Origin of the sequence: Aminobacter aganoensis (assembly GCF_014206975.1) — a bacterium.
Classification (GTDB): domain Bacteria; phylum Pseudomonadota; class Alphaproteobacteria; order Rhizobiales; family Rhizobiaceae; genus Aminobacter; species Aminobacter aganoensis.
In genome coordinates this window covers 15,487-34,585 of the sequence record NZ_JACHOU010000004.1, presented here as the reverse complement: position 1 = coordinate 34,585, position 19,099 = coordinate 15,487, and the positions used below count along the sequence as shown (strand labels likewise).

Genomic DNA, 19,099 nt, shown 5'->3' with positions numbered 1-19,099 from the left:
GAAACGGCCGACAAAACCTCTCGGCCTCGCTACCGAAAAATGAAAGGAATATTGTCGTGAACAAGTTCATCCTCGCCACTTCTGCGTTCGTTCTCATGACCGGTGCAGCTCTTGCTTCATCCGCCGACGGCGTTGTTGCCAAGATCAACTCCGACGTTCGCGTTATTACCCTCGAGAACGGCCAGAGCTATACCATTCCGCGCGACGTTGCTCTGCCGGCGATCCAGGTCGGCGAAAAGATCTCGATCCAGCTCAACGACGAAGGCGACCGCGTCCAGAGCGTTCTCCGCTAAGGAGACTGCGGATACCTCGATGATCGCATCATCGCATCGAGGATTCGTCAATTCTAAAAGCCATGGGCCCTCCCACCCATGGCTTTTTTCGTCCGGGCCCCGGCCAACTGCACGCAGCCAATTCAGTTCGCAAAGATGGCGCGATACCCGAACGACGCACAGCAACAGCCCCACCCACATCGACCTACTTTTGTGAACAGTGCGGCACCGATTCGCCACCTAACGACTGATAGTAATCACAAAGATAGGTACCTATGTGTTTGTGGTCGGCGGGAAAATTGAACAAGAAGTTCAAAACCGCCAAAAAACTTGAAAGGAATACGAAAATGAAGAAGATCATCATCGCCGCCTCGGCATTTTCCATCATGACCGGCGCTGCTTTTGCTTCGTCTGCAAATGGCGTTGTTGGCAACATCAACTCCGATACCCGCGTCATCACGCTCGAAAGCGGCAAGAGCTTCACCATTCCGCGTGACGTTGCCCTGCCTGCGATCCAGGCTGGCGACACCGTCTCGATCCAGCTGAATGACGAAGGCGACAAGGTCCAGGCCGTCCTCCGCTAAGTACGACGGCCTGAGCGAAGACTTGGTGCCCAGTACCAAGAAATAGCTATCTCTGAAAGAAAGCCATGGGCCCTCCCACCCGTGGCTTTCTTTGCGTTTGGGCTTCAGGATAGCCGCCGAGCATGCCCGCGCGCGCTCCCTGGCCGCCACGCGGGCCTGCCGGCAGGCCCAAAGCCCGGCGACCCTGCATAGCCTGCCTTCCTGTCCATACCGAGCGTCGGCACTGATTTGGGGCCGACAACGCCCCCACCAGCACCCCGGGCAAGGACCGCGACCGGTGCCACGTCCACTGCCGGCCATTGCCCACCCGAAGCCGCTTTTGTGAACAGTCCGGCACCATTTGCCGGCTCAACACGGCGTGACCGCTTTGTGAATCAGAGTGACCGACCGGCCTGTAGCAATCGCAGAGATAGGGACCTATCTGGTGATGGTAAGCGAAACGGCCGAATAAAGATTTCGACCACGCTACCGGAAAATGAAAGGAATACGGAAATGAAGAAGATAATTATCGCCGCGTCGGCACTTTCGATCATCGCCGGCGTTGCCATTGCTTCTCCGGCAAGCGGAATTGTTGGCAACATCAACACCGACACTCGCGTCATTACTCTTGAAAGCGGCAAGAGCTTTACCATTCCGCGCGACGTTGCCCTGCCTGCGCTCCAGACTGGCGACACCGTTTCGCTCCAGTTGAACGATGAAGGCGACAAGGTCCAGGCCGTCCTCCGCTAGATGCGGCGACGCCGATACCCGCGCAGCCGAACAGAGATTTCGGCCACGCTACGGAACGATGAAAGGACTACGAAAATGAAGAAGATCATCCTCGCCGCATCGGCACTTTCGCTCATGACCGGCGCCGCATTTGCCTCGACTGCAAGCGGTGTCGTCGGCAACATCAACCCCGAAACGCGCGTCATTACGCTGGAGAGCGGCAAGAGCTACACCGTCCCGCGTGACGTCGCCCTGCCCGTGATCCAGGCCGGCGAAACCGTCTCGATCCATTTCAACGACGAAGGCGACAAGGTCCAGGCGGTTCTCCGCTAAATGAGGCCGCACAGAGAGGCCGATGTCCATCGGCCTGTCGGACTGAGAAAAGCCATGGGCCCCCGCCCGTGGCTTTTTTCTTTTTCTGCGATGAGCCATGGCTTCAGCGCAGACCCGTCGGCCCCGGATGCCATGCGTGAACGATAGCTTTGCCTTCCGGTTTCAGGGCACAGGGCAAGATCGCGTGATCAAAACGTGTCCCGAGTTTACCACCGCGCTCGCAACAAGCGGGCGCTGCCGGTCGTAATTGTCGATGTCACCCGAGGCGCCCCCGGGGCACCGGATCTCAACAACCACCATGGGAGTTACGATCATGAACAAGCTCATTCTTGCCGCCGCCGCGATGGCCCTCTTTTCGGGATCGGCCCTCGCATCCGACGCCAGTGGGATCGTCGCCCGGTTCAATGCCGGCGCTCGCGTCATCACGCTGGACCATGGCGGCAGCTTTACGGTTCCGCGCGATGTCGCCCTGCCGTCGATCAAGGTCGGCGAGAAGGTGACGATCCTGCTCAACGACGAGGGCGACGTCGTGCGCAATGTCTTCGTCAGCCCGCAGTCGATGATGTGACTGCCGGTGCCGCCTGCGGCACGCTTCGACCTACGCCATGGGCGCCCGCGTCCATGGCGTTCCTGCGGAACGCGGCAGCGAGCCGTTCGGCTCGCGATACAAATGGAATTCAGGGGAAGGGATAAAATGGTCGGAGTGGCCGGATTCGAACCGACGACCCCTTGACCCCCAGTCAAGTGCGCTACCGGGCTGCGCTACACTCCGGACCGGTCGCGATGTATCTTGATATTGCCGTCCCGGTCAACCCAATTCGGCGGCTTTCCCGCCAAACTTCTTCATCGCCAGACAAGATATTGATGCCGCTGGCCAAAACGGCCGTGCGGCCGCTTCAGCGCACCTGATCGAGCAGCCGCTTGCACTCGAGAAGGTCGAACAGCGCCTCCTGCAGCAGGGCGCGGTTGTCGCGGGACAGCTTGCCGCTGTCGGCGGCGACGGGCCCGTCCTCCTCGCCCTTGCCCAGGCCGAAGAAGCGGCGGCTCGGCTTGGCCCGCGCTTCGCCGACCAGCATCTCCTCGTCGGTGCCGCGCGGCTGGGCCGCCGGCGTCAGCGGGGCCTCGGCCTGCTTGCGCTGGGCGATCGCCTCGACAGCCTTCATGTCACCGCTGCCGACGGCGACCAGGAACTGGTTGCCGTTGTCGCGCAGCAGCTTCTGCACGCCCTTGATGGTGTAGCCCTGCTCATAGAGCATGTGGCGGATGCCCTTGATGAGCTCGACATCCTGCGGCCGGTAGTAGCGGCGGCCGCCACCACGTTTCATCGGCTTGATCTGGGTGAAACGCGTCTCCCAGAAGCGCAGCACGTGCTGCGGCAGGTCGAGATCTTCAGCCACTTCACTTATGGTGCGGAAGGCGTCGGGGCTCTTGTCCATGGTCGCCACTTTCGCAAAAACGATTCGTGATTCATTTCAGCGGTTTGCGCGACAACATTCAAGCCCGGTGCGAATCACACACCAGGCTTTCAACCGTTTAGAGCGGAGTATTCGCTACTTGGCGGCTTTCGACTTGCCGTTCTGGTGCGCGCGCAGGATGCGGCTCTTGAGCACGTTGGATGCCTTGAAGGTCATCACCCGGCGCGGCAGGATCGGCACTTCCTCGCCGGTCTTGGGGTTGCGGCCGACACGTTCGTTCTTGTCGCGGACGTGGAAGGTGGCAAAAGACGACAATTTGACGGTCTCGCCGCGCACGATCGCTTCGCAGATTTCGTCGAGAACCGTTTCGACCAGTTGCGCCGATTCGGTGCGCGAAAGGCCGACTTTCCGGTAGACGGATTCAGCGAGGTCGGCACGCGTAAGTGTCTTTCCCCCCATGCGACGGTCCAATCCTCAAAAATCTGAAATTCAGCAAACGCGGCGGAGGTTAAGTAATTGATCCGTCAAGGTCAAGGACCGATGCCCTGACCTTGCGGAGGGGCGGCCGAAGCGCCAGAATCACCACCTGATGAGGACGGCACCCCAGGTAAAGCCACCGCCCATGGCTTCAAGCATGACGAGATCGCCCTTCTTGATGCGGCCGTCGGCGACGGCGGTGGAGAGCGCGAGCGGCACAGAGGCGGCCGACGTGTTGCCATGGAGATGTACGGTCACCACGGCCTTCTCTTCGGCGATGCCGAGCTTCTTGGCCGAGGCATCGATGATGCGCTTGTTGGCCTGGTGCGGCACGAACCAGTCGAGGGTTTCGGCGGAAACGCCGGTCCGAGCAAAAACGTCCTCGATCACGTCGGTGATCATGCCGACGGCATGCTTGAAGACCTCGCGGCCTTCCATCTTGAGATGGCCGACGGTGCCGCTCGTCGACGGGCCGCCGTCGACATAAAGCTTGTCCTTGTGGGTGCCGTCGGAGCGCAGGCTGGCCGCCAGGACGCCACGGTCGGCGACGGTGCCCTGCCCTTCCTCGGCCTCGAGCACCAGCGCACCGGCGCCATCGCCGAACAGCACGCAAGTCGAGCGGTCGGTCCAGTCGAGGATGCGCGAGAAGGTTTCCGAGCCGATGACCAGCACGCGCCTGGCGAGACCGCCCTTGATGTAGAGGTCGGCGGTGGTGACGGCATAGACGAAGCCGCTGCACACCGCCTGCATGTCGAAAGCGAAGCCGTGGCGCATGCCGAGCCGGTTCTGGATCTCGACGGCGGTAGCCGGGAATGTGTTGTTGGGCGTCGACGTCGCCAGCACGATCAAGTCGATGTCGTCAGGCGTCAGGCCGGCATTGTCGAGGGCGGCGCGGGCTGCCGCCTCGCCGAGCGAGGCCGTCGTTTCGTCGTCAGCGGCGATGTGGCGCTGGCGGATGCCGGTGCGCTGGGCGATCCACTCGTCCGAGGTCTCGACCATGCCTGCGAAATCGGAGTTCTTCATGATGCGGCGGGGCAGCGCCGAACCGATGCCGCGCACAACTGATCTGATCACTTCAAAGAGTTCCTATTCCTGATCTTCGACCGCAGCGGTGGGACGGCCCATCGCGGCATGCGGGTTGCGTGCATGAAACAGGTCCAGGTCGGCCTCGATGCGGTCGAGCAGCCGGTTCCGGACCATATCATAGGCCATTTCGATGGCGGCGGCGAAACCGTCCGCATCGGCCCCGCCATGGCTCTTCACCACAATGCCGTTGAGGCCGAGGAAAACGCCGCCATTGGCGCGGCGCACATCCATCTTCTCTCGGAGGCGGTCGAATGCGCCCTTGGCGAAGATGTAGCCGATCTTGGCCATCAGCGTGCGGCTCATCGCCTCGCGCAGATAGCCGCCAATCTGGCGCGCGGTGCCTTCGGCAGTCTTGAGCGCGATGTTTCCGGAGAAGCCTTCGGTGACGACGACGTCGGTGACGCCCTTGCCGATGTCGTCGCCCTCGACAAAGCCCTGGTAGCTCATCGAGGCCATGTTGGCCTCGCGCAGCATGCGCCCGGCTTCCTTGACCTCTTCCTGGCCCTTGATCTCTTCGACGCCGACATTGAGCAGGCCAACGGTGGGCCGCTCGATGCCGAACAGCGCGCGCGCCATGCCGGTGCCGAGAATGGCAAAATCGATGAGCTGGTGCGCGTCGGCGCCGATGGTGGCGCCGACATCGAGCACCACGCTTTCGCCGCGCGTCGTCGGCCACAGGGCGGCGATCGCCGGACGATCGATGGTGGCCATGGTGCGCAGGCAGAACTTCGACATCGCCATCAGCGCGCCGGTGTTGCCGGCGGAGACGCAGGCATCGGCGGTGTCGGACTTGACCGCCTCGATGGCCTTCCACATCGAGGATTTCCAGCGGCCCTGGCGCAGAGCCTGGCTGGGCTTGTCGTCCATCCGGACCGCAACCTCGCAGTGAACGAACTCGCTGACGGCGGCCAGCCGCGGCTGCTTGGCCAATTCGGGACGAACCACTTCCTCACGGCCGTAGATGATGAAGCGAATATCGGTGCGCCTGGTGGCGACCTTGGCCAAGGCGGGAATGATCACGGAGGGGCCGTGATCGCCACCCATGGCATCAATGGAAATCTTGATCACGCGTCGGTCATCTCACTGTTGGCGTCGCAGGGCAGGCAAAAGTCCGGCGAAAATAGCGGTTCTGGACGACCGCACAACCGGGATTACGCGAAACGGCGGGCGTTTTCAAAGTTTCTTGGATATCAGGCGGAGCTTTTTCTGGAATTCGCTCTCTTCCGGCTCGATGTCGCCATCGCCGGAACTGGCGACCGCAGCGCCGGTCTTGCGCGGATAGGGATCGATGGCCAGGCCGAAGAATTCCTCAGCAAGGGCGCCTGCGTCGATCGTGTCGCCGGTGAAGGTTTCGGGACTGTCGGGACCGTCGGCATCAAGCAGGATTTCGCCAGCGGCATTGAAGCCCTGCCGGGCCAGCTTGGAATCCTCGGGCAGGTAGACGCCTTCAACATCCTCGTCGATGGTCGCCTCGACCGGGTCGAGCGTGACGATGCATGACTGGGTGATGCGCGCCTGTACGCGGCCGCTGACCTTGACGCCATTGCGCTTCCACTTGCTGACCACAAGGTCGGCCTTGTAGCGCTCCACCGAAACCAGACCGTGAGCTTCGGCAAGGACGGCGCGCTGGGCCGCATCGGCATCGACGACAACGGCCATGCCCTTCTGCGGCAGCCGGGCGACATTGACCGGGAAGGAAACCGGGCTCCGGGTCTCGACAAGTTTCATGGGTCGCCTCCTTCAGGCTGCCTGCGGCACAGGATAGGTCAGTTTGCCGGCACATATATCCTGCGACGGCTGTTCCGCCAGGAACCGATTCGCCACAAAGACGTAGCCGGCAAGGTCGGAGGCCTGCGGCCATTCGCTGGCGTCGGGACGAACGTTGCGCATCAGCGCCGCAGCAAGAGCGGCGTGATCGTCGCGTTCGAGCGCATCCTTGTAGGACTCGGTGCGGCCATAAAACATCTTGGCCAGCTTCTTCATGCGCTTGGGCACGCCGACATCGCTGATGCCGAGCTCACGCAGGGAATGATCGACATCGAGGAAGAACTCGTCGATGAGCAGCTGCGCAATCTCGGCGGGCGCACCCGTTTCGCCGCGCAGGCGGTGCTGGAACAGGAACATGTGCAGGGAAAGCATCTCGAAACGTCCGAGCGGCGTATCGGGCACGTCCCAGGCGGAATAAAATGGCTCCTGCCGCGCCGCCGCCACGATTCGTGTATAGAGCGCGTCCGTGATGGCGCGGTTGGCTTGGCGTTCACGGCCAAACAGACGCTGGAACATTTGAGGGCGGTCTCCCGGGGACCCGTTTCGCTAAGTGGCCTTGTTGCATCGGCGCGCAAGCTGGTTTACCGGTTTTGCGGCTTCGCGCAAGCAGAGGCTCTGGCACGACAGGATGGAGTTGTTGTTGCACTCGCTGAAATTCAAGATGCCATTTTCGTTGCGTCCGGTTGGCGCTGTTTCGCTGATCGCGGCCGCTGCCGCGCTTTCGGCGTGCAACACCTCGAAGACCTTCGGTGACCTGACCCCCAGCGAGACGCTGACCCAGGGCTACGTCATCGACCAGCAGTCGATCGATTCAGTGCCGGTGGGATCCAGCCGCGAGCAGGTCCTGCTTGCGCTCGGCACGCCGTCGACGACGGCGACCTTCGACAACGAGGTGTTCTACTACATCTCACAGACGCGCAAGCGCGCCGTCGCCTTCGCCAAGCCCAAGCTCGTCGAGCAGCGCGTGCTGGCGGTCTATTTCGGCGCCGACGGACGCGTCACCAACATTGCCAATTACGGCATGCAGGACGGCAAGGTGTTCGACTTCATCTCGCGCACCACACCGACGGGCGGCAAGGACCAGAACTTCCTCGGCCAGTTGCTTGCAGGCGCGGGCAAGATGGGCTCGAGCGCGGCCAGCAGCATTTTCGGCGGCAGCTAAGCCGTACAAGACTTTTCAGAATCTCAGGCAACAGAACCCGCGGGAGCAATCCCGCGGGTTTTTCTTTGCCCTCTCTCGCCGATACGTGAAAAACCCCGCCCGCAAGGTGTGCGGACGGGGTTCTGTCGAGCAGACACCGACGGCAGGCGACTCGCCTGCCGGATGTCGATCAGCTGTGCGCCAGGACGGCGAGCAGCAGGAGGGCTACGATGTTGGTGATCTTGATCGCCGGGTTCACGGCCGGACCGGCCGTGTCCTTGTAGGGATCGCCGACGGTATCGCCGGTCACCGACGCCTTGTGGGCCTCCGAACCCTTCAGGTGCTTGACGCCATCCTTGTCGGTGAAGCCGTCTTCGAACGACTTCTTGGCGTTGTCCCAGGCACCACCGCCGGAGGTCATCGAGATGGCCACGAACAGGCCATTGACGATGACGCCGAGCAGCGAAGCGCCGAGGGCCGCGAAGGCCGAGGCCTTGGAGCCGGAGATCAACAGCACGCCGAAATAGACGACCAGCGGCGCCAGCACCGGCAGCAGCGACGGGATGATCATTTCCTTGATCGCAGCCTTGGTCAGCAGGTCGACCGCGCGGGCGTAGTTGGGCTTGGACGTGCCCTTCATGATGCCCGGATCTTCGCGGAACTGCTTGCGCACCTCCTCGACGATCGCGCCGGCGGCCCGGCCGACGGCGGTCATGGCGATACCGCCGAACAGGTAAGGGATGAGACCGCCGAAGATCAGGCCGGCGACGACATATGGGTTGGACAGGTCGAACGACACCGTGCCGAGATCGGCGAAGTACGGATACTGCGCGCTGTTGGCGGCGAAGTACTGCAGGTCGTAGCTGTAGGCGGCAAACAGCACCAGCGCGCCGAGACCGGCGGAGCCGATGGCGTAGCCCTTGGTGACGGCCTTGGTGGTGTTGCCCACGGCATCGAGCGCGTCGGTGGAATGACGCACTTCCTTGGGCAGGCCGGCCATTTCGGCAATGCCGCCGGCATTGTCGGTAACCGGGCCGAAGGCATCGAGTGCCACGATCATGCCGGCAAGGCCGAGCATGGTGGTGACGGCAATGGCCGTGCCGAACAGGCCGGCTAGCTGGAAGGTGGCGATGATGCCACCGACGATGACAATCGCCGGAAGCGCGGTCGATTCGAGTGACACCGCCAGGCCCTGGATGACGTTGGTGCCGTGACCGGTAACCGACGCCTGGGCGATAGAGTTGACCGGGCGCTTGTTGGTGCCGGTGTAGTACTCGGTGATGACGACGATCAGGCCGGTCACGACGAGACCGATCAGGCCGCAGATGAACAGGTTCTGGCCGGAAATCTGGACCCCGCCGCCAGTGCCGATGTCGCCCCAGCCAACGGTCAGCGAGGTCGCGGCGCCGAGACCCACGATCGACAGCAGGCCGGTGACGATCAGGCCCTTGTACAGCGCGCCCATGATCGAGCCGTTGGAACCGAGCTTGACGAAGAACGTGCCGATGATCGAGGTGATGATGCAGGCACCGCAGATGGCGAGCGGATAGAGCATGACGCTGGAGAGCGCTTCGCTGCTGCCGAAGAAGATGGCGCCGAGGACCATGGTGGCGACCACGGTCACCGCATAGGTCTCGAACAGGTCGGCGGCCATGCCGGCGCAATCGCCGACATTGTCGCCGACGTTGTCGGCTATGGTGGCCGGATTGCGCGGATCATCCTCCGGGATGCCGGCTTCGACCTTGCCGACGAGATCGCCGCCGACATCGGCTCCCTTGGTGAAGATGCCGCCGCCGAGACGGGCGAAGATGGAGATCAGCGAGGCACCGAAGCCGAGCGCCACGAGCGAATCGATGACGACGCGATCGGCTGGGCCATAGCCCATCGGGCCGGTCAGGATGAGGTAGTAGACCGAGACGCCAAGCAAGGCGAGACCAGCCACCAGCATGCCGGTGATGGCGCCCGACTTGAAGGCGATGTCGAGGCCGGCGGCGAGGCTGTTGGAGGCTGCCTGGGCGGTACGGACATTTGCGCGAACCGAGACATGCATGCCGATGAAACCGGCTGCCCCCGAAAGCACTGCACCAATCAAGAAGCCGATCGCCGCGGATGCGGAAAGCAGCCACCAGGCGAGCAGGAACACGACGACGCCGACGATGGCGATGGTTGTGTATTGGCGCGCCAGATATGCCTGCGCACCTTCCCGGATGGCGGCGGAGATTTCCTGCATGCGCGCATTGCCCTGGTCGGATGCAAGCACCGACTGAGTCGCCCAGATGGCGTAAAGGACAGATAGCAGGCCGCAGGCGATGACGACGTAAAGCATTGTCATTGCCAATTCTCTTCCCTGATTATGCCCGGAATTCCCCTCCCCGGGCTAGTGAACGAGACCGGTAGCCTCTATGCGGTTTCCGGCCCCTGGCGAACAATCCGAAACAGGGCAGCGGTCGTCAAGATATGGTCAAGGTGTTTCTCGGCTTTCGGCGCCCCATTCACAATGTCAGTCGAGATTATGGATCAGGCCAGATCATGATCCGGCTGATTGACGAAGATCAGCACGGCGAGCATCGTCATGTAGAATTTGAATGCCGCCTCCTGGCCGTTCCAGGTGCTGGACTGCCACATGGCAAACCATTCGCCGCCAATGACCATGAAACCGAGGAACCAGACGAGAAAGCCCATCGTCGCGCCAATGACGACGAATCCCTTGGCGTCGTTGAACTCCTTGCCGGAGCCGTTGCGCGCCTGCCAAAGCTTGAACGCGGCGATCAGGAACAGCACGCAGGTGAGCCCCTCGCCGACGATGATCAGCCAGTAGCCGACGGTCCACAAGGTCGGATTGGTGATCGAGCGGTACATCAGGGCATTGCCCGGAAACGTGGTGTCCATGCTCAGCACATGCTGGACGAAGGCGAAGTTGGAGCCGTAGTCAGTGATGTTGCCGAAGGCTACAAGGAAGGCGAATGCCGCAAGGCAGAGGGACATCACGATCTTAGAGAGACGCAAGGTCATGGCCAGATCTCCTGAAAAGCAAGTATCGGGGCATCCCGCAAATGAAAAGGCGAGTCGCGCAAATGGTGCAACAGGCCAGTCGGCCATGATTGTGCTGACAGCCTCGGCCAAGACTTATGCCGACAGGCATGGGCAGAGCGCATTGCTTGCGGATGCAGGAATCCCAGCCGGTTGCCAGGCAGGCGACATCGTTTCAGTCGGCGACGCCGATTTCTACATCCTAAGACGGCGCTGGGTGCTCGACGGCGACAACAGCCGGCTCGAAATCACGCTCGACCATCCTGTGCGCGTGCGCTGACTTCAGCCTGCCGCAGGCACCTGTCCCATGCGCCTGGCGGCCATGCGCTCGAGCGCCGTCAACGCGTCGTAAATGAGCACGGCCAGGGCCGCCACGATCAGGCCGCCCTGCAGGACGAAGGCGAGATTGTTGGACTGCAGCCCGGCAATAATGACTTCGCCGAGCGTCTTGGCGGCGACCGTCGAGCCGATGGTCGCCGTGGCAAGGCTGATCACGACGGAAAGCCTGATGCCGGCGAGAATGACCGGCAGGCTAAGCGGCAGTTCGATCTTGAGCAGGCGTTGCCAGCCCGTCATGCCCGCGCCGCGCGCCGCCTCGACAACGTTGGCCGGCGTCGTGGTCAGCCCGGTCAACGTGTTCTCGAAGATCGGCAGCAGGCCATAGAGAAACAACGCGATCAGGGTCGGCTTCTCGCCAAAGCCGACGGCGGGAACGGCCAGCGCAAGCACCGCCACCGGCGGAAACGTCTGGCCGATGTTGACCAGGCTGCGTGACAGGGGCAGGAATTCGGCGCCGGCCGGCCGGGTGACCAGGATTGCCAGCGCCACCGCGACGACGATCGCGGCAGCGGTGGCGATGGCGACCGTGCGCAAGTGCTGGAACGCCAGCGACGACAGGCTGCCCTGATTGTAGATCGCGGGCGCCCCGTTCTGCGTCAGCGGCCTGAGCACCGGCTCGAACCACAGCGGGTTGCTCAGGAACGCAACCAGAAGGGCCAGAAGCCCAAGCCGCAACAGCAACGGAACCCAGGCCTTCATTTTGGCCTCGCGGCGCGCTTGACAAGGCCTTGGACCGTCACGCGGCCGATCGGCATGCCGTCGTCGGATGTCACAGGCATGGCTGTGCGCCCGGACCACAACAATTCGGCGAGCGCGTCGCGCTGGGTTGCCCCTGCAGCTATGCCCTCTCCTTCGGCACTGCCCGGCTCGACGACATCGCGCACCTCGCCGAGCGACAGGAGCTTGAAGGGACGGTCGCTGGCGCCAACCAGCGTCTCGACGAAACCCGTGGCCGGCCTTGCCAGGATTTCCGTCGGCGATGCGTACTGGATCAGCTTGCCGGCATCCATGACGGCAATGCGGTCGCCAAGATGGACCGCCTCCTCCATATCGTGGGTGACAAGGATGATGGTGGTGCCGAAGCGTTTCTGGATCGCCAGCAGATCCTCTTGCGCCTTGGTGCGGATGATCGGATCGAGCGCGCCGAAGGGTTCGTCCATCAACAGCACGTTGGGCTCGGCTGCCAGCGCGCGGGCGACGCCGACACGCTGCTGCTGGCCGCCCGACAGTTCGTGCGGATAGCGTGGGCCGAAGGCGGCGGGGTCGAGCTGCAGCAGCGCCAGGAGTTCGTCGACCCGGGCCTTGATGCGGGCGGCGTCCCAACCGAGAAGCAGCGGAACGGTGCCTATGTTCTGCGCTACCGTGCGATGCGGAAACAGCCCGTTGCCCTGGATGGCGTAGCCGATGCTGCGGCGCAGTTCGTGGCCCGGGACCGACCGGTTGTCGACACCGTCGAGCCTGATCGTGCCCGACGTCGGTTCCACCAGGCGGTTGATCATGCGCAAAAGCGTCGTCTTGCCGGAGCCCGAAGTGCCGACGATCACCGTCAGCGTGTGCGGCTCGATGACCATGGAGACGTCGTCAACGACGGCAACGTCGCCATAGCGCTTGGTGATGCTTTCGATTTCGATCATGCGGCCACCGTCGTGGATCTGCGGGTCGCGACATGTTCCACCACGGCGTCGAGGATGATGGCGGCGGCGAAGGCCAGCGCCACGGTGGGAACCGCACCGAGCAAGACGAGGTCCATTGCCGTCTGCCCGACGCCCTGGAAGACGAAGACGCCAAAGCCGCCACCGCCGATCAGCGCGGCGATGGTGGCAAGACCGATGTTCTGGACCAGCACGATGCGGATGCCGGTGAGGACGACGGGAAAGGCCAATGGGAACTCGACGCCCCACAGGCGCTGCGCACCGGTCATGCCCATGCCGCGCGCGGCGTCGTTGGCCGCCCGGGGAACGCCTGCGAGCCCGACGACGGTGTTGGCGACAACGGGAAGCAGCGAATAGAGAAACAGCGCGACGAAAGCCGGTGCCGCCCCGATGCCGCGAATGCCGAGCGCCGAGGCACCGGGGATGTTGGCGGCGACCCAGCCGAGCGGTGCGATCAGGATGCCGAACAGCGCGATGGACGGGATGGTCTGGACGATGTTGAGCACGTTCAGAACGCCCGCCCGCAGCGCCTCGACGCGATGGCACAGGATGCCCAGCGGAATGCCGACCAGCACCGCGGCAGCCAGCGAGCCGAGCGCCAGTTGGACATGGCGCGTCGCCTCGTTCCAGAAACTGTCGGCACGGTTGGCATATTCCTTGAGGATCGACAGGCTGTCCCACTGACCCGAGGCGAGCAGGAGCCAGATCGCTGCCGCAGCCATGCCAAGCAGGACGACCCGTCCGGCCGGCGAAAGCTGCAGCCGTGTCAGGACGTCGGCGAGCAACAGCGTGAAGGCGAAGATCAGCAGCCAGAAACCGGAGGCCGGCGAGACGCGGGCGAACGTATTGCCCTCCGGTGTCAGGTAGGCGCCGGCATTGCCGATCAGCAGCGCAAGAACAGCAAGCGCCAGGGCGCTGGCGCCAAGACGCGCGGCCAGCGGCGTCCTGAACAGCGCCACAAGTCCCGCCGCAACGAGGATGGCCAGCAGCACGAGCCCCACCGGAGACGGCAGGGCCTCGAGAACCGAACGCGGCTCACCGGCGACGATGCGGTTGGCGCGAAAGGTGGCAAATGGCGCCAAGAATGCGCCATAGCCGGCGATCGCGGCGATCACCACGCCGAGCTTGTCGAACCTGATGCCCACTGTCGCGATGCGTCCCCGGTTCCGTCGGCGCGCCCCTGATGGGATGCGCCGGGAAAGCTTACTTCAGAAAGCCGTTCTTCTTCAGGAAATCTTCGGCGACGGCCTTGGCCGGCTCGCCGCCGACCTGGACGCGGCCGTTGAGTTCCTGGAGCGTGACGAGGTCGAGCTTCTCGAACACCGGCTTGAGCAGGGTTTCGATCTGGGGATGCTCCTTGAGCACCGCTTCGCGGATGATCGGGGCCGGCTGGTAGACCGGCTGCACGCCCTTGTCGTCATCGAGAACGACCAGTCCCGAGGGCGCGATTCCGCCGTCGGTGCCATAGACCATGGCGGCGTTGGCGCCGTTGGTCTGGTTGGCGGCGGCGCCGATGGTGGCTGCCGTGTCGCCGCCCGACAACGTGATCAGCTGCTCGGGCTTGAGCGTGAAGCCATAGGTGGTCTGGAAGGCGGGAAGTGCTGCAGCCGAATTGACGAACTCGGACGATGCGGCCAACACCACGGTGCCGCCGCCGGCGACGTATTTGCCGAAGTCGCTGAGGGTAGCGAGCTTGTTGGCGTCGGCAACGTCCTTGCGCAGTGCGATGGCCCAGGTGTTGTTGGCGGGCGACGGCGACAGCCAGACGATCTTGTTGGCGTCGTAGTCGAGCTGCTTGGCGGTCTCGAAACCCTTGGCGGCATCCTTCCAGACGGGATCGTCGGCCTTTTCGAAGAAGAAGCCGGCATTGCCGGTGTATTCGGGATAGATGTCGATCTCGCCGGCGGTGATCGCCTTGCGGACGACCGGCGTGGCACCGAGTTGGATGCGGTCGGTGGTGGCGATGTCGTTGGCATCGAGCACGGCCTTGATGATATTGCCGAGCACGCCGCCCTCGGTGTCGATCTTGGAAGACACCACCACCTGCGCGCTGGCGGCGCTGGTGGCAAGGCCGAGCGCAATGGCCGCCGCGGCGATGATTCTGGTCTGACGCATGGTGAAGCCCCTTCTGGTTCCCGGAATTCGGTGACCGCATATGAGCATGGCGATCCAGCTTCCGTCGGGGCATACGGTTTCACAATGCGCAAGGGCTGCGCAATGTCATTCTGTATTTTGTCGGTATAGCCGGCCTTGATTGCCGACATGCTCCTGTCAGGCGATCCGGCTCCGGCGGTTGAACGACAGAGTCGCCAGCGCGCCCAGGCATATGACGCAAACCGGGAAGACGATCCACGCAAGCATGTCCCAGCCATAGGCATTGTACACCGCGCCCGACATCAGCGACGCGAGAGCCACGGTGCTGAACAGGACAAAGTCGTGGAAACCCTGGACCTTGCCCTTTTCCGACTGGCGATAGGCAGTCGAGACGATCGCCGTCGCGCCGATGAAGCCGAAATTCCAGCCGAGGCCGAGCAGGATCAACGATGTCCAGAATTGCCACAGCGCGATACCCGATAGTGCGACGATCGCGCAGGCAATCAGCAGGAACACGCCGAGCGCAACGATGCGCTCTACTCCAAATCGCTGGATCAGGCGGCCGGTGAAGAAGCTCGGGCCGAACATCGCCATGACATGCCAGGAAATGCCAAGCGTAGCTTCGTCCGCCGAAAACCCGCAGCCGACCATGGCAAGCGGCGCGCCGGTCATGACGAAGGTCATGATGGCATAGGTGCCGACAGCACAGGTGAGCGCCGCGGCAAAGCGCGGCTGGGTCACGATCTCCAGCAGAGGCCGAGCATCTTCCTGGGAAACGTCCTGATGCGCGCCTGCCGCATCCCTGACCTTCAGGAACGACAAGATGACAGCGCCTACCGCCGCAAGCCCGATGATCGCGGCAAAGGAGCCGGCGAACATGACGGGCGCGAACATCTCGCGCGTGAAGATGACGATCTGCGGGCCGAGGATGGCGGTGACGATGCCGCCGGCCAGCACGAAGGAAATCGCATTCGCCTTGAATTCGGGCGGCGCGTTGTCGGCAGCGGCAAACCGGAACTGCTGGACGAAAGCGCTGCCGACGCCAAGCAACAGAAGGCCGAAGACAAACAGCCAGAACTCGGAGCGGAACAGCGCCAGCGTGGCGATGGCGCCGCCGGCAGCAGTGACGGCAGTGCCGAACATGAAACCGCCGCGCTGGCCCAGGCCGCGAATGATCGCGGCTGCGGGAAGCGCGCCGAGTGCCATGCCGACGCTGAAGCCGGTAATCGGGGCGGTCGCCAGCGACTTGTCGCTGTCGAGGAGGTAGAAGCCGGCCAGGCCGCCGAGCGAGAAGGCGATCGGCGCGGCGGAGCCGATGATGGCTTGCGATGCGGCGAGGATATAAGCAGTTCGCCGCGCTTCGCGTTCGCCACCGGTCATAATGCGTCCTTGCCCTTACCCTCGCCGCGCAGCTTGCGGGAGACACGGTCGAGCACGGCGTTGACGAGCTTGGGCTCGTCCTCGACATAGAAGGCCTTGGCGATGTCGACATATTCCGACACGATCACAGCGACCGGAACGTCCTGGCGCTTCATCAGTTCGAAGACACCGGCACGCAGGATGGCGCGCAGCGTCGAATCGAGGCGCGACAGCGGCCAATCCTCAGTCAGCGACTGGCGGATGACGGGATCGACTGTCTTCTGGTTTTCGACGACGCCCGCGAGAATGGCACGGAACCACTGGGGATCGGCCTCGCGGTAGAGCGCTCCATCGACTTCCTTGCCGAGGCGGAAAGCCTCGTATTCCGCGGTGATCTCGAGCAGGCCGCTGCCTGCGACGTCCATCTGGTACAGCGCCTGGACGGCAGCAAGGCGGGCAGCCCCGCGCTTGTTGGCCTGGCGGACCGGCGGCTGGCCCTTCTCTTCAGAAGACGTCACGACCGTGCAGCTCCGAGTTTTTCGCGAAGGGCGATCATGGTCAGCGCGGCACGCGCGGCAAAGCCGCCCTTGTCGCCTTCGTTGCGGCGGGCACGGGCCCAGGCCTGATCGTCGTTTTCGACCGTCAGGATGCCGTTGCCGACGCAGATCGATTCCGAGACCGCAAGATCCATCAGGGCGCGGCAGGATTCGTTGGCGACGATGTCGAAGTGATAGGTCTCGCCGCGAATGACGGTGCCGAGCGCGACATAGCCGTCATACTGCGTGCCTTCGTCGTCGGCAGCGTCGAGCGCAAAGGAGATCACGGCCGGAATTTCAAGCGCGCCGGGAACGGTCACCACGTCATAGGATGCACCGGCAGCGGCCAGGGCAGACTTGGCGCCATCCAGCAGCGCGTCCGCGAGGTCGTCGTAAAAGCGCGCCTCGATGATGAGGAGCTTCAGTTTCTTGTCGTTGGCCATGTCAAATCTCCGGCAGGAGCGGCTGACTTAGGCCGAACCGGATGAGTTCGCAAGCGAAGTGTTAAGCACTGTGGCAGGAAACCGCTGGCCAGTAGACCGGCGGCCGGCAGCATGGCTCAGAGCCCTTCCCTGGCAGCGTCGGCAAGGCGTGCCGCATAGCGCGCCATGGTGTCGACCTCGAGGTTGACGCGGTCGCCGACCTTGCGCTCGCCCCATGTGGTCACCTGCAGCGAATGATGGATCAACAGCACGTCGAAGCGCGTGCCCTCGACCTTGTTGACCGTCAGCGACGTGCCGTCGAGGGCGACGGAGCCCTTGGGAGCTATGAATTTGGCCAGCTCGCGCGGGGCCTCCAGGCGAAAGCGCACCGCCTCGCCCTCGTCCTCGCGCGCCACGATCTCGGCCATGCCGTCGACATGACCCGAGACGATATGACCGCCGAGCTCGTCACCGATCTTCAGAGCACGTTCGAGATTGACCTTGCGGCCGGCGGCCCAGTCGCTTGCCGTGGTCAGGCGTAGCGCCTCTTCCCAGGCCTCGACCTCGAACCAGCGGGCGTTGGAGGTGGCGTCAGGCAGCGCCACGACGGTCAGACAGACGCCCGAGCAGGAAATCGACGCACCGATGTCGATCGTCTGGGGGTCGTAGACGGTGTCGAAGCGCAAGCGGACGCCCTGGTCGAGCGGCTTTGCAGACGCGACCGTGGCCACGTCGGTGACGATACCGGTGAACATCAGATTTCCCTTATCCATTCCGCGAAGGTGTCTTCGCCAAAGCGCGCCTCGCGCACCAGGCTGAACCCTGCCGGTATATGGTCGCGGCCGATGGGAGCTGCAATACCGTCCGGGCCGATCGCTTCCGGACCGGAAAACAGCGCGATGCGGTCGACCAGACCTTCGTCGAGGAAGGCCCTTGCGGTGTCGGCTCCGCCTTCGACGATGATCCGCGACATGCCCTGATTGGCAAGGTCCTCGAGCAGTTCGGGGAGCGCCACACGACCGTCATAGGTCTCGGTCGCCAGAAACTTGACGCCGGCGCGCTCGAGCTCGGCCCGGTTCGACGGATCGCCTTCGGGGCAGGCAGCGACAAGCACCGGCACGTCATGCGCCGACCGCGCCAGCTTCGACGTCGCCGGCAACCGCGTGAGCCTGTCGAGCACGATGCGCGCCGGCGAGCGGTTGCGGAACCCGGGCAAACGCACGGTCAGTTCGGGGTCGTCGGCAAGTGCCGTGCCGATGCCGACCAAGATCGCATCGGTCTCGGCGCGCATGACGTGAACCTGGCGGCGGGCGACCTGCCCGGTGATCTCGATCTGGCCCTGGCCTCGCCTGCCGATCATGCCATCGGCGGAAAGCGCAAGTTTCAGAATCACTTCCGGGCGCTTCCTCACGGACCGATTCATGTACCCCGCAAGCTGGTCGGCGGCCTCGCGGGCAAGCACGGCTTCCTTGACCTCGATGCCGGCACCGCGAAGGATCGCATATCCCTTGCCCGACACGCGCGGATCCGGGTCGCTGGCTGCGCCGACGACGCGGGTTATGCCGGCATTGACCAGCGCATTGGCGCAAGGCGGCGTGCGGCCGTGATGAGCGCAGGGCTCAAGCGTGACGTAGGCAGTGGCGCCGCGCGCGAGGTCGCCGGCCTCGGCCAGCGCCTCGGCTTCGGCATGCGGACGGCCGCCGATGGCAGTGACACCGCGCCCGACGATGACCGGTCCGCTGCCGCTGTCGCGGACGATGAGGGTGCCGACCGCCGGGTTGGTGGAGGTCAGGCCAAGATGCTTGCGCGACAGCCTGAGCGCAGCCGCGATGTAGCGCTGATCGATCCTGTCCTGCTCGGATGCACTCATGTCCCTGGCCATCG

Annotated in this window: 24 protein-coding genes and 1 tRNA gene; 7 read left to right on the top strand and 18 right to left on the bottom strand. The window is 63.7% G+C overall.

Annotated features, from left to right (window positions below; genetic code table 11):
- Nucleotides 1-56 precede the first annotated feature (56 nt).
- The 5 genes from GGR00_RS10965 (at nucleotide 57) to GGR00_RS10945 (ending at nucleotide 2,465) form a co-directional block, all read left to right on the top strand.
- A complete protein-coding gene (locus GGR00_RS10965; RefSeq protein WP_184699466.1) occupies nucleotides 57-293 on the top strand; it encodes a DUF1344 domain-containing protein in 237 nt (78 codons plus the stop codon).
- Nucleotides 294-619: 326 nt separating this feature from the next.
- The gene (locus tag GGR00_RS10960) at nucleotides 620-856 is read left to right on the top strand and encodes a DUF1344 domain-containing protein (protein WP_055971423.1); all 237 of its coding nucleotides are present in this window, start codon (nucleotides 620-622) and stop codon (nucleotides 854-856) included.
- Nucleotides 857-1,348: 492 nt separating this feature from the next.
- Nucleotides 1,349-1,585 (top strand): DUF1344 domain-containing protein, encoded by a 237-nt coding sequence (locus GGR00_RS10955; protein WP_184699465.1) that lies wholly within the window; start codon nucleotides 1,349-1,351, stop codon nucleotides 1,583-1,585.
- Nucleotides 1,586-1,660: 75 nt separating this feature from the next.
- Nucleotides 1,661-1,897 carry a DUF1344 domain-containing protein gene (locus tag GGR00_RS10950; protein WP_055971429.1) on the top strand — a complete coding sequence of 79 codons (237 nt, stop codon included), beginning with the start codon at nucleotides 1,661-1,663 and terminating at the stop codon, nucleotides 1,895-1,897.
- Nucleotides 1,898-2,210: 313 nt separating this feature from the next.
- Nucleotides 2,211-2,465: a DUF1344 domain-containing protein gene (locus tag GGR00_RS10945; RefSeq protein WP_184699464.1), complete on the top strand. Its 255-nt coding sequence runs from the start codon at nucleotides 2,211-2,213 to the stop codon at nucleotides 2,463-2,465.
- A 127-nt stretch (nucleotides 2,466-2,592) separates the two neighbouring features.
- Here the strand turns inward: GGR00_RS10945 and GGR00_RS10940 are convergent.
- From GGR00_RS10940 to GGR00_RS10910, 7 genes are all read right to left on the bottom strand, one after another.
- Nucleotides 2,593-2,669, bottom strand: a tRNA-Pro gene (locus GGR00_RS10940).
- A 124-nt stretch (nucleotides 2,670-2,793) separates the two neighbouring features.
- The gene (locus GGR00_RS10935) at nucleotides 2,794-3,333 is read right to left on the bottom strand and encodes a MerR family transcriptional regulator (protein ID WP_184699463.1); all 540 of its coding nucleotides are present in this window, start codon (nucleotides 3,331-3,333) and stop codon (nucleotides 2,794-2,796) included.
- Between the two features lie 114 nt (nucleotides 3,334-3,447).
- The gene (locus tag GGR00_RS10930) at nucleotides 3,448-3,771 is read right to left on the bottom strand and encodes an integration host factor subunit alpha (RefSeq protein WP_055971437.1); all 324 of its coding nucleotides are present in this window, start codon (nucleotides 3,769-3,771) and stop codon (nucleotides 3,448-3,450) included.
- Between the two features lie 120 nt (nucleotides 3,772-3,891).
- Nucleotides 3,892-4,863, bottom strand: coding sequence for a beta-ketoacyl-ACP synthase 3 (locus GGR00_RS10925; protein ID WP_184699462.1), 972 nt, complete (start codon nucleotides 4,861-4,863; stop codon nucleotides 3,892-3,894).
- 12 nt (nucleotides 4,864-4,875) lie between these two features.
- A complete protein-coding gene (plsX, locus tag GGR00_RS10920; protein WP_184699461.1) occupies nucleotides 4,876-5,943 on the bottom strand; it encodes a phosphate acyltransferase PlsX in 1,068 nt (355 codons plus the stop codon).
- Nucleotides 5,944-6,048: 105 nt separating this feature from the next.
- Nucleotides 6,049-6,603 carry a YceD family protein gene (locus tag GGR00_RS10915; RefSeq protein WP_184699460.1) on the bottom strand — a complete coding sequence of 185 codons (555 nt, stop codon included), beginning with the start codon at nucleotides 6,601-6,603 and terminating at the stop codon, nucleotides 6,049-6,051.
- A gap of 12 nt (nucleotides 6,604-6,615) precedes the next feature.
- A complete protein-coding gene (locus GGR00_RS10910; RefSeq protein WP_184699459.1) occupies nucleotides 6,616-7,158 on the bottom strand; it encodes a ubiquinol-cytochrome C chaperone family protein in 543 nt (180 codons plus the stop codon).
- A gap of 112 nt (nucleotides 7,159-7,270) precedes the next feature.
- Between GGR00_RS10910 and GGR00_RS10905 the strand changes: the two genes are divergently transcribed.
- Complete coding sequence (locus GGR00_RS10905; RefSeq protein ID WP_055971450.1) at nucleotides 7,271-7,804, top strand: outer membrane protein assembly factor BamE; 534 nt, start codon at nucleotides 7,271-7,273, stop codon at nucleotides 7,802-7,804.
- 169 nt (nucleotides 7,805-7,973) lie between these two features.
- On the opposite strand, the gene GGR00_RS10900 is transcribed toward GGR00_RS10905, so the two are convergent.
- Entirely contained in the window at nucleotides 7,974-10,115 is a 2,142-nt protein-coding gene (locus GGR00_RS10900; RefSeq protein ID WP_184699458.1) for a sodium-translocating pyrophosphatase, read from the bottom strand.
- A gap of 185 nt (nucleotides 10,116-10,300) precedes the next feature.
- A complete protein-coding gene (locus GGR00_RS10895; RefSeq protein WP_055971456.1) occupies nucleotides 10,301-10,795 on the bottom strand; it encodes a DUF2165 family protein in 495 nt (164 codons plus the stop codon).
- Nucleotides 10,796-10,880: 85 nt separating this feature from the next.
- Between GGR00_RS10895 and GGR00_RS28260 the strand changes: the two genes are divergently transcribed.
- Complete coding sequence (locus tag GGR00_RS28260; RefSeq protein ID WP_055971458.1) at nucleotides 10,881-11,093, top strand: hypothetical protein; 213 nt, start codon at nucleotides 10,881-10,883, stop codon at nucleotides 11,091-11,093.
- Between the two features lie 2 nt (nucleotides 11,094-11,095).
- Here the strand turns inward: GGR00_RS28260 and GGR00_RS10885 are convergent, their stop codons facing one another.
- The 9 genes from GGR00_RS10885 to ribD all read right to left on the bottom strand — a co-directional run bounded on the left by GGR00_RS10885 (nucleotide 11,096) and on the right by ribD (nucleotide 19,085).
- Nucleotides 11,096-11,851: an ABC transporter permease gene (locus tag GGR00_RS10885; RefSeq protein ID WP_055971461.1), complete on the bottom strand. Its 756-nt coding sequence runs from the start codon at nucleotides 11,849-11,851 to the stop codon at nucleotides 11,096-11,098.
- The gene (locus GGR00_RS10880) at nucleotides 11,848-12,786 is read right to left on the bottom strand and encodes an ABC transporter ATP-binding protein (RefSeq protein WP_184699457.1); all 939 of its coding nucleotides are present in this window, start codon (nucleotides 12,784-12,786) and stop codon (nucleotides 11,848-11,850) included. The genes GGR00_RS10885 and GGR00_RS10880 overlap by 4 nt, the downstream gene beginning before the upstream one ends.
- Nucleotides 12,783-13,949 carry an ABC transporter permease subunit gene (locus GGR00_RS10875; protein WP_184699456.1) on the bottom strand — a complete coding sequence of 389 codons (1,167 nt, stop codon included), beginning with the start codon at nucleotides 13,947-13,949 and terminating at the stop codon, nucleotides 12,783-12,785. Before GGR00_RS10875 ends, GGR00_RS10880 begins: the two co-directional genes overlap by 4 nt.
- 58 nt (nucleotides 13,950-14,007) lie before the next feature.
- Complete coding sequence (osmF, locus tag GGR00_RS10870; protein WP_184699455.1) at nucleotides 14,008-14,919, bottom strand: glycine betaine ABC transporter substrate-binding protein OsmF; 912 nt, start codon at nucleotides 14,917-14,919, stop codon at nucleotides 14,008-14,010.
- A 156-nt stretch (nucleotides 14,920-15,075) separates the two neighbouring features.
- Entirely contained in the window at nucleotides 15,076-16,278 is a 1,203-nt protein-coding gene (locus GGR00_RS10865; RefSeq protein ID WP_184699454.1) for an MFS transporter, read from the bottom strand.
- On the bottom strand, nucleotides 16,275-16,775 hold the full coding sequence (gene nusB, locus GGR00_RS10860; RefSeq protein WP_055971476.1) for a transcription antitermination factor NusB: 501 nt from the start codon (nucleotides 16,773-16,775) through the stop codon (nucleotides 16,275-16,277). The genes GGR00_RS10865 and nusB overlap by 4 nt, the downstream gene beginning before the upstream one ends.
- The gene (locus GGR00_RS10855; RefSeq protein WP_055971479.1) at nucleotides 16,772-17,236 is read right to left on the bottom strand and encodes a 6,7-dimethyl-8-ribityllumazine synthase; all 465 of its coding nucleotides are present in this window, start codon (nucleotides 17,234-17,236) and stop codon (nucleotides 16,772-16,774) included. Before GGR00_RS10855 ends, nusB begins: the two co-directional genes overlap by 4 nt.
- Nucleotides 17,237-17,352: 116 nt before the next feature.
- On the bottom strand, nucleotides 17,353-17,970 hold the full coding sequence (locus tag GGR00_RS10850; RefSeq protein ID WP_055971483.1) for a riboflavin synthase: 618 nt from the start codon (nucleotides 17,968-17,970) through the stop codon (nucleotides 17,353-17,355).
- Nucleotides 17,970-19,085 (bottom strand): bifunctional diaminohydroxyphosphoribosylaminopyrimidine deaminase/5-amino-6-(5-phosphoribosylamino)uracil reductase RibD, encoded by a 1,116-nt coding sequence (gene ribD / locus GGR00_RS10845; protein ID WP_246441345.1) that lies wholly within the window; start codon nucleotides 19,083-19,085, stop codon nucleotides 17,970-17,972. Before ribD ends, GGR00_RS10850 begins: the two co-directional genes overlap by 1 nt.
- Nucleotides 19,086-19,099 lie beyond the last annotated feature (14 nt).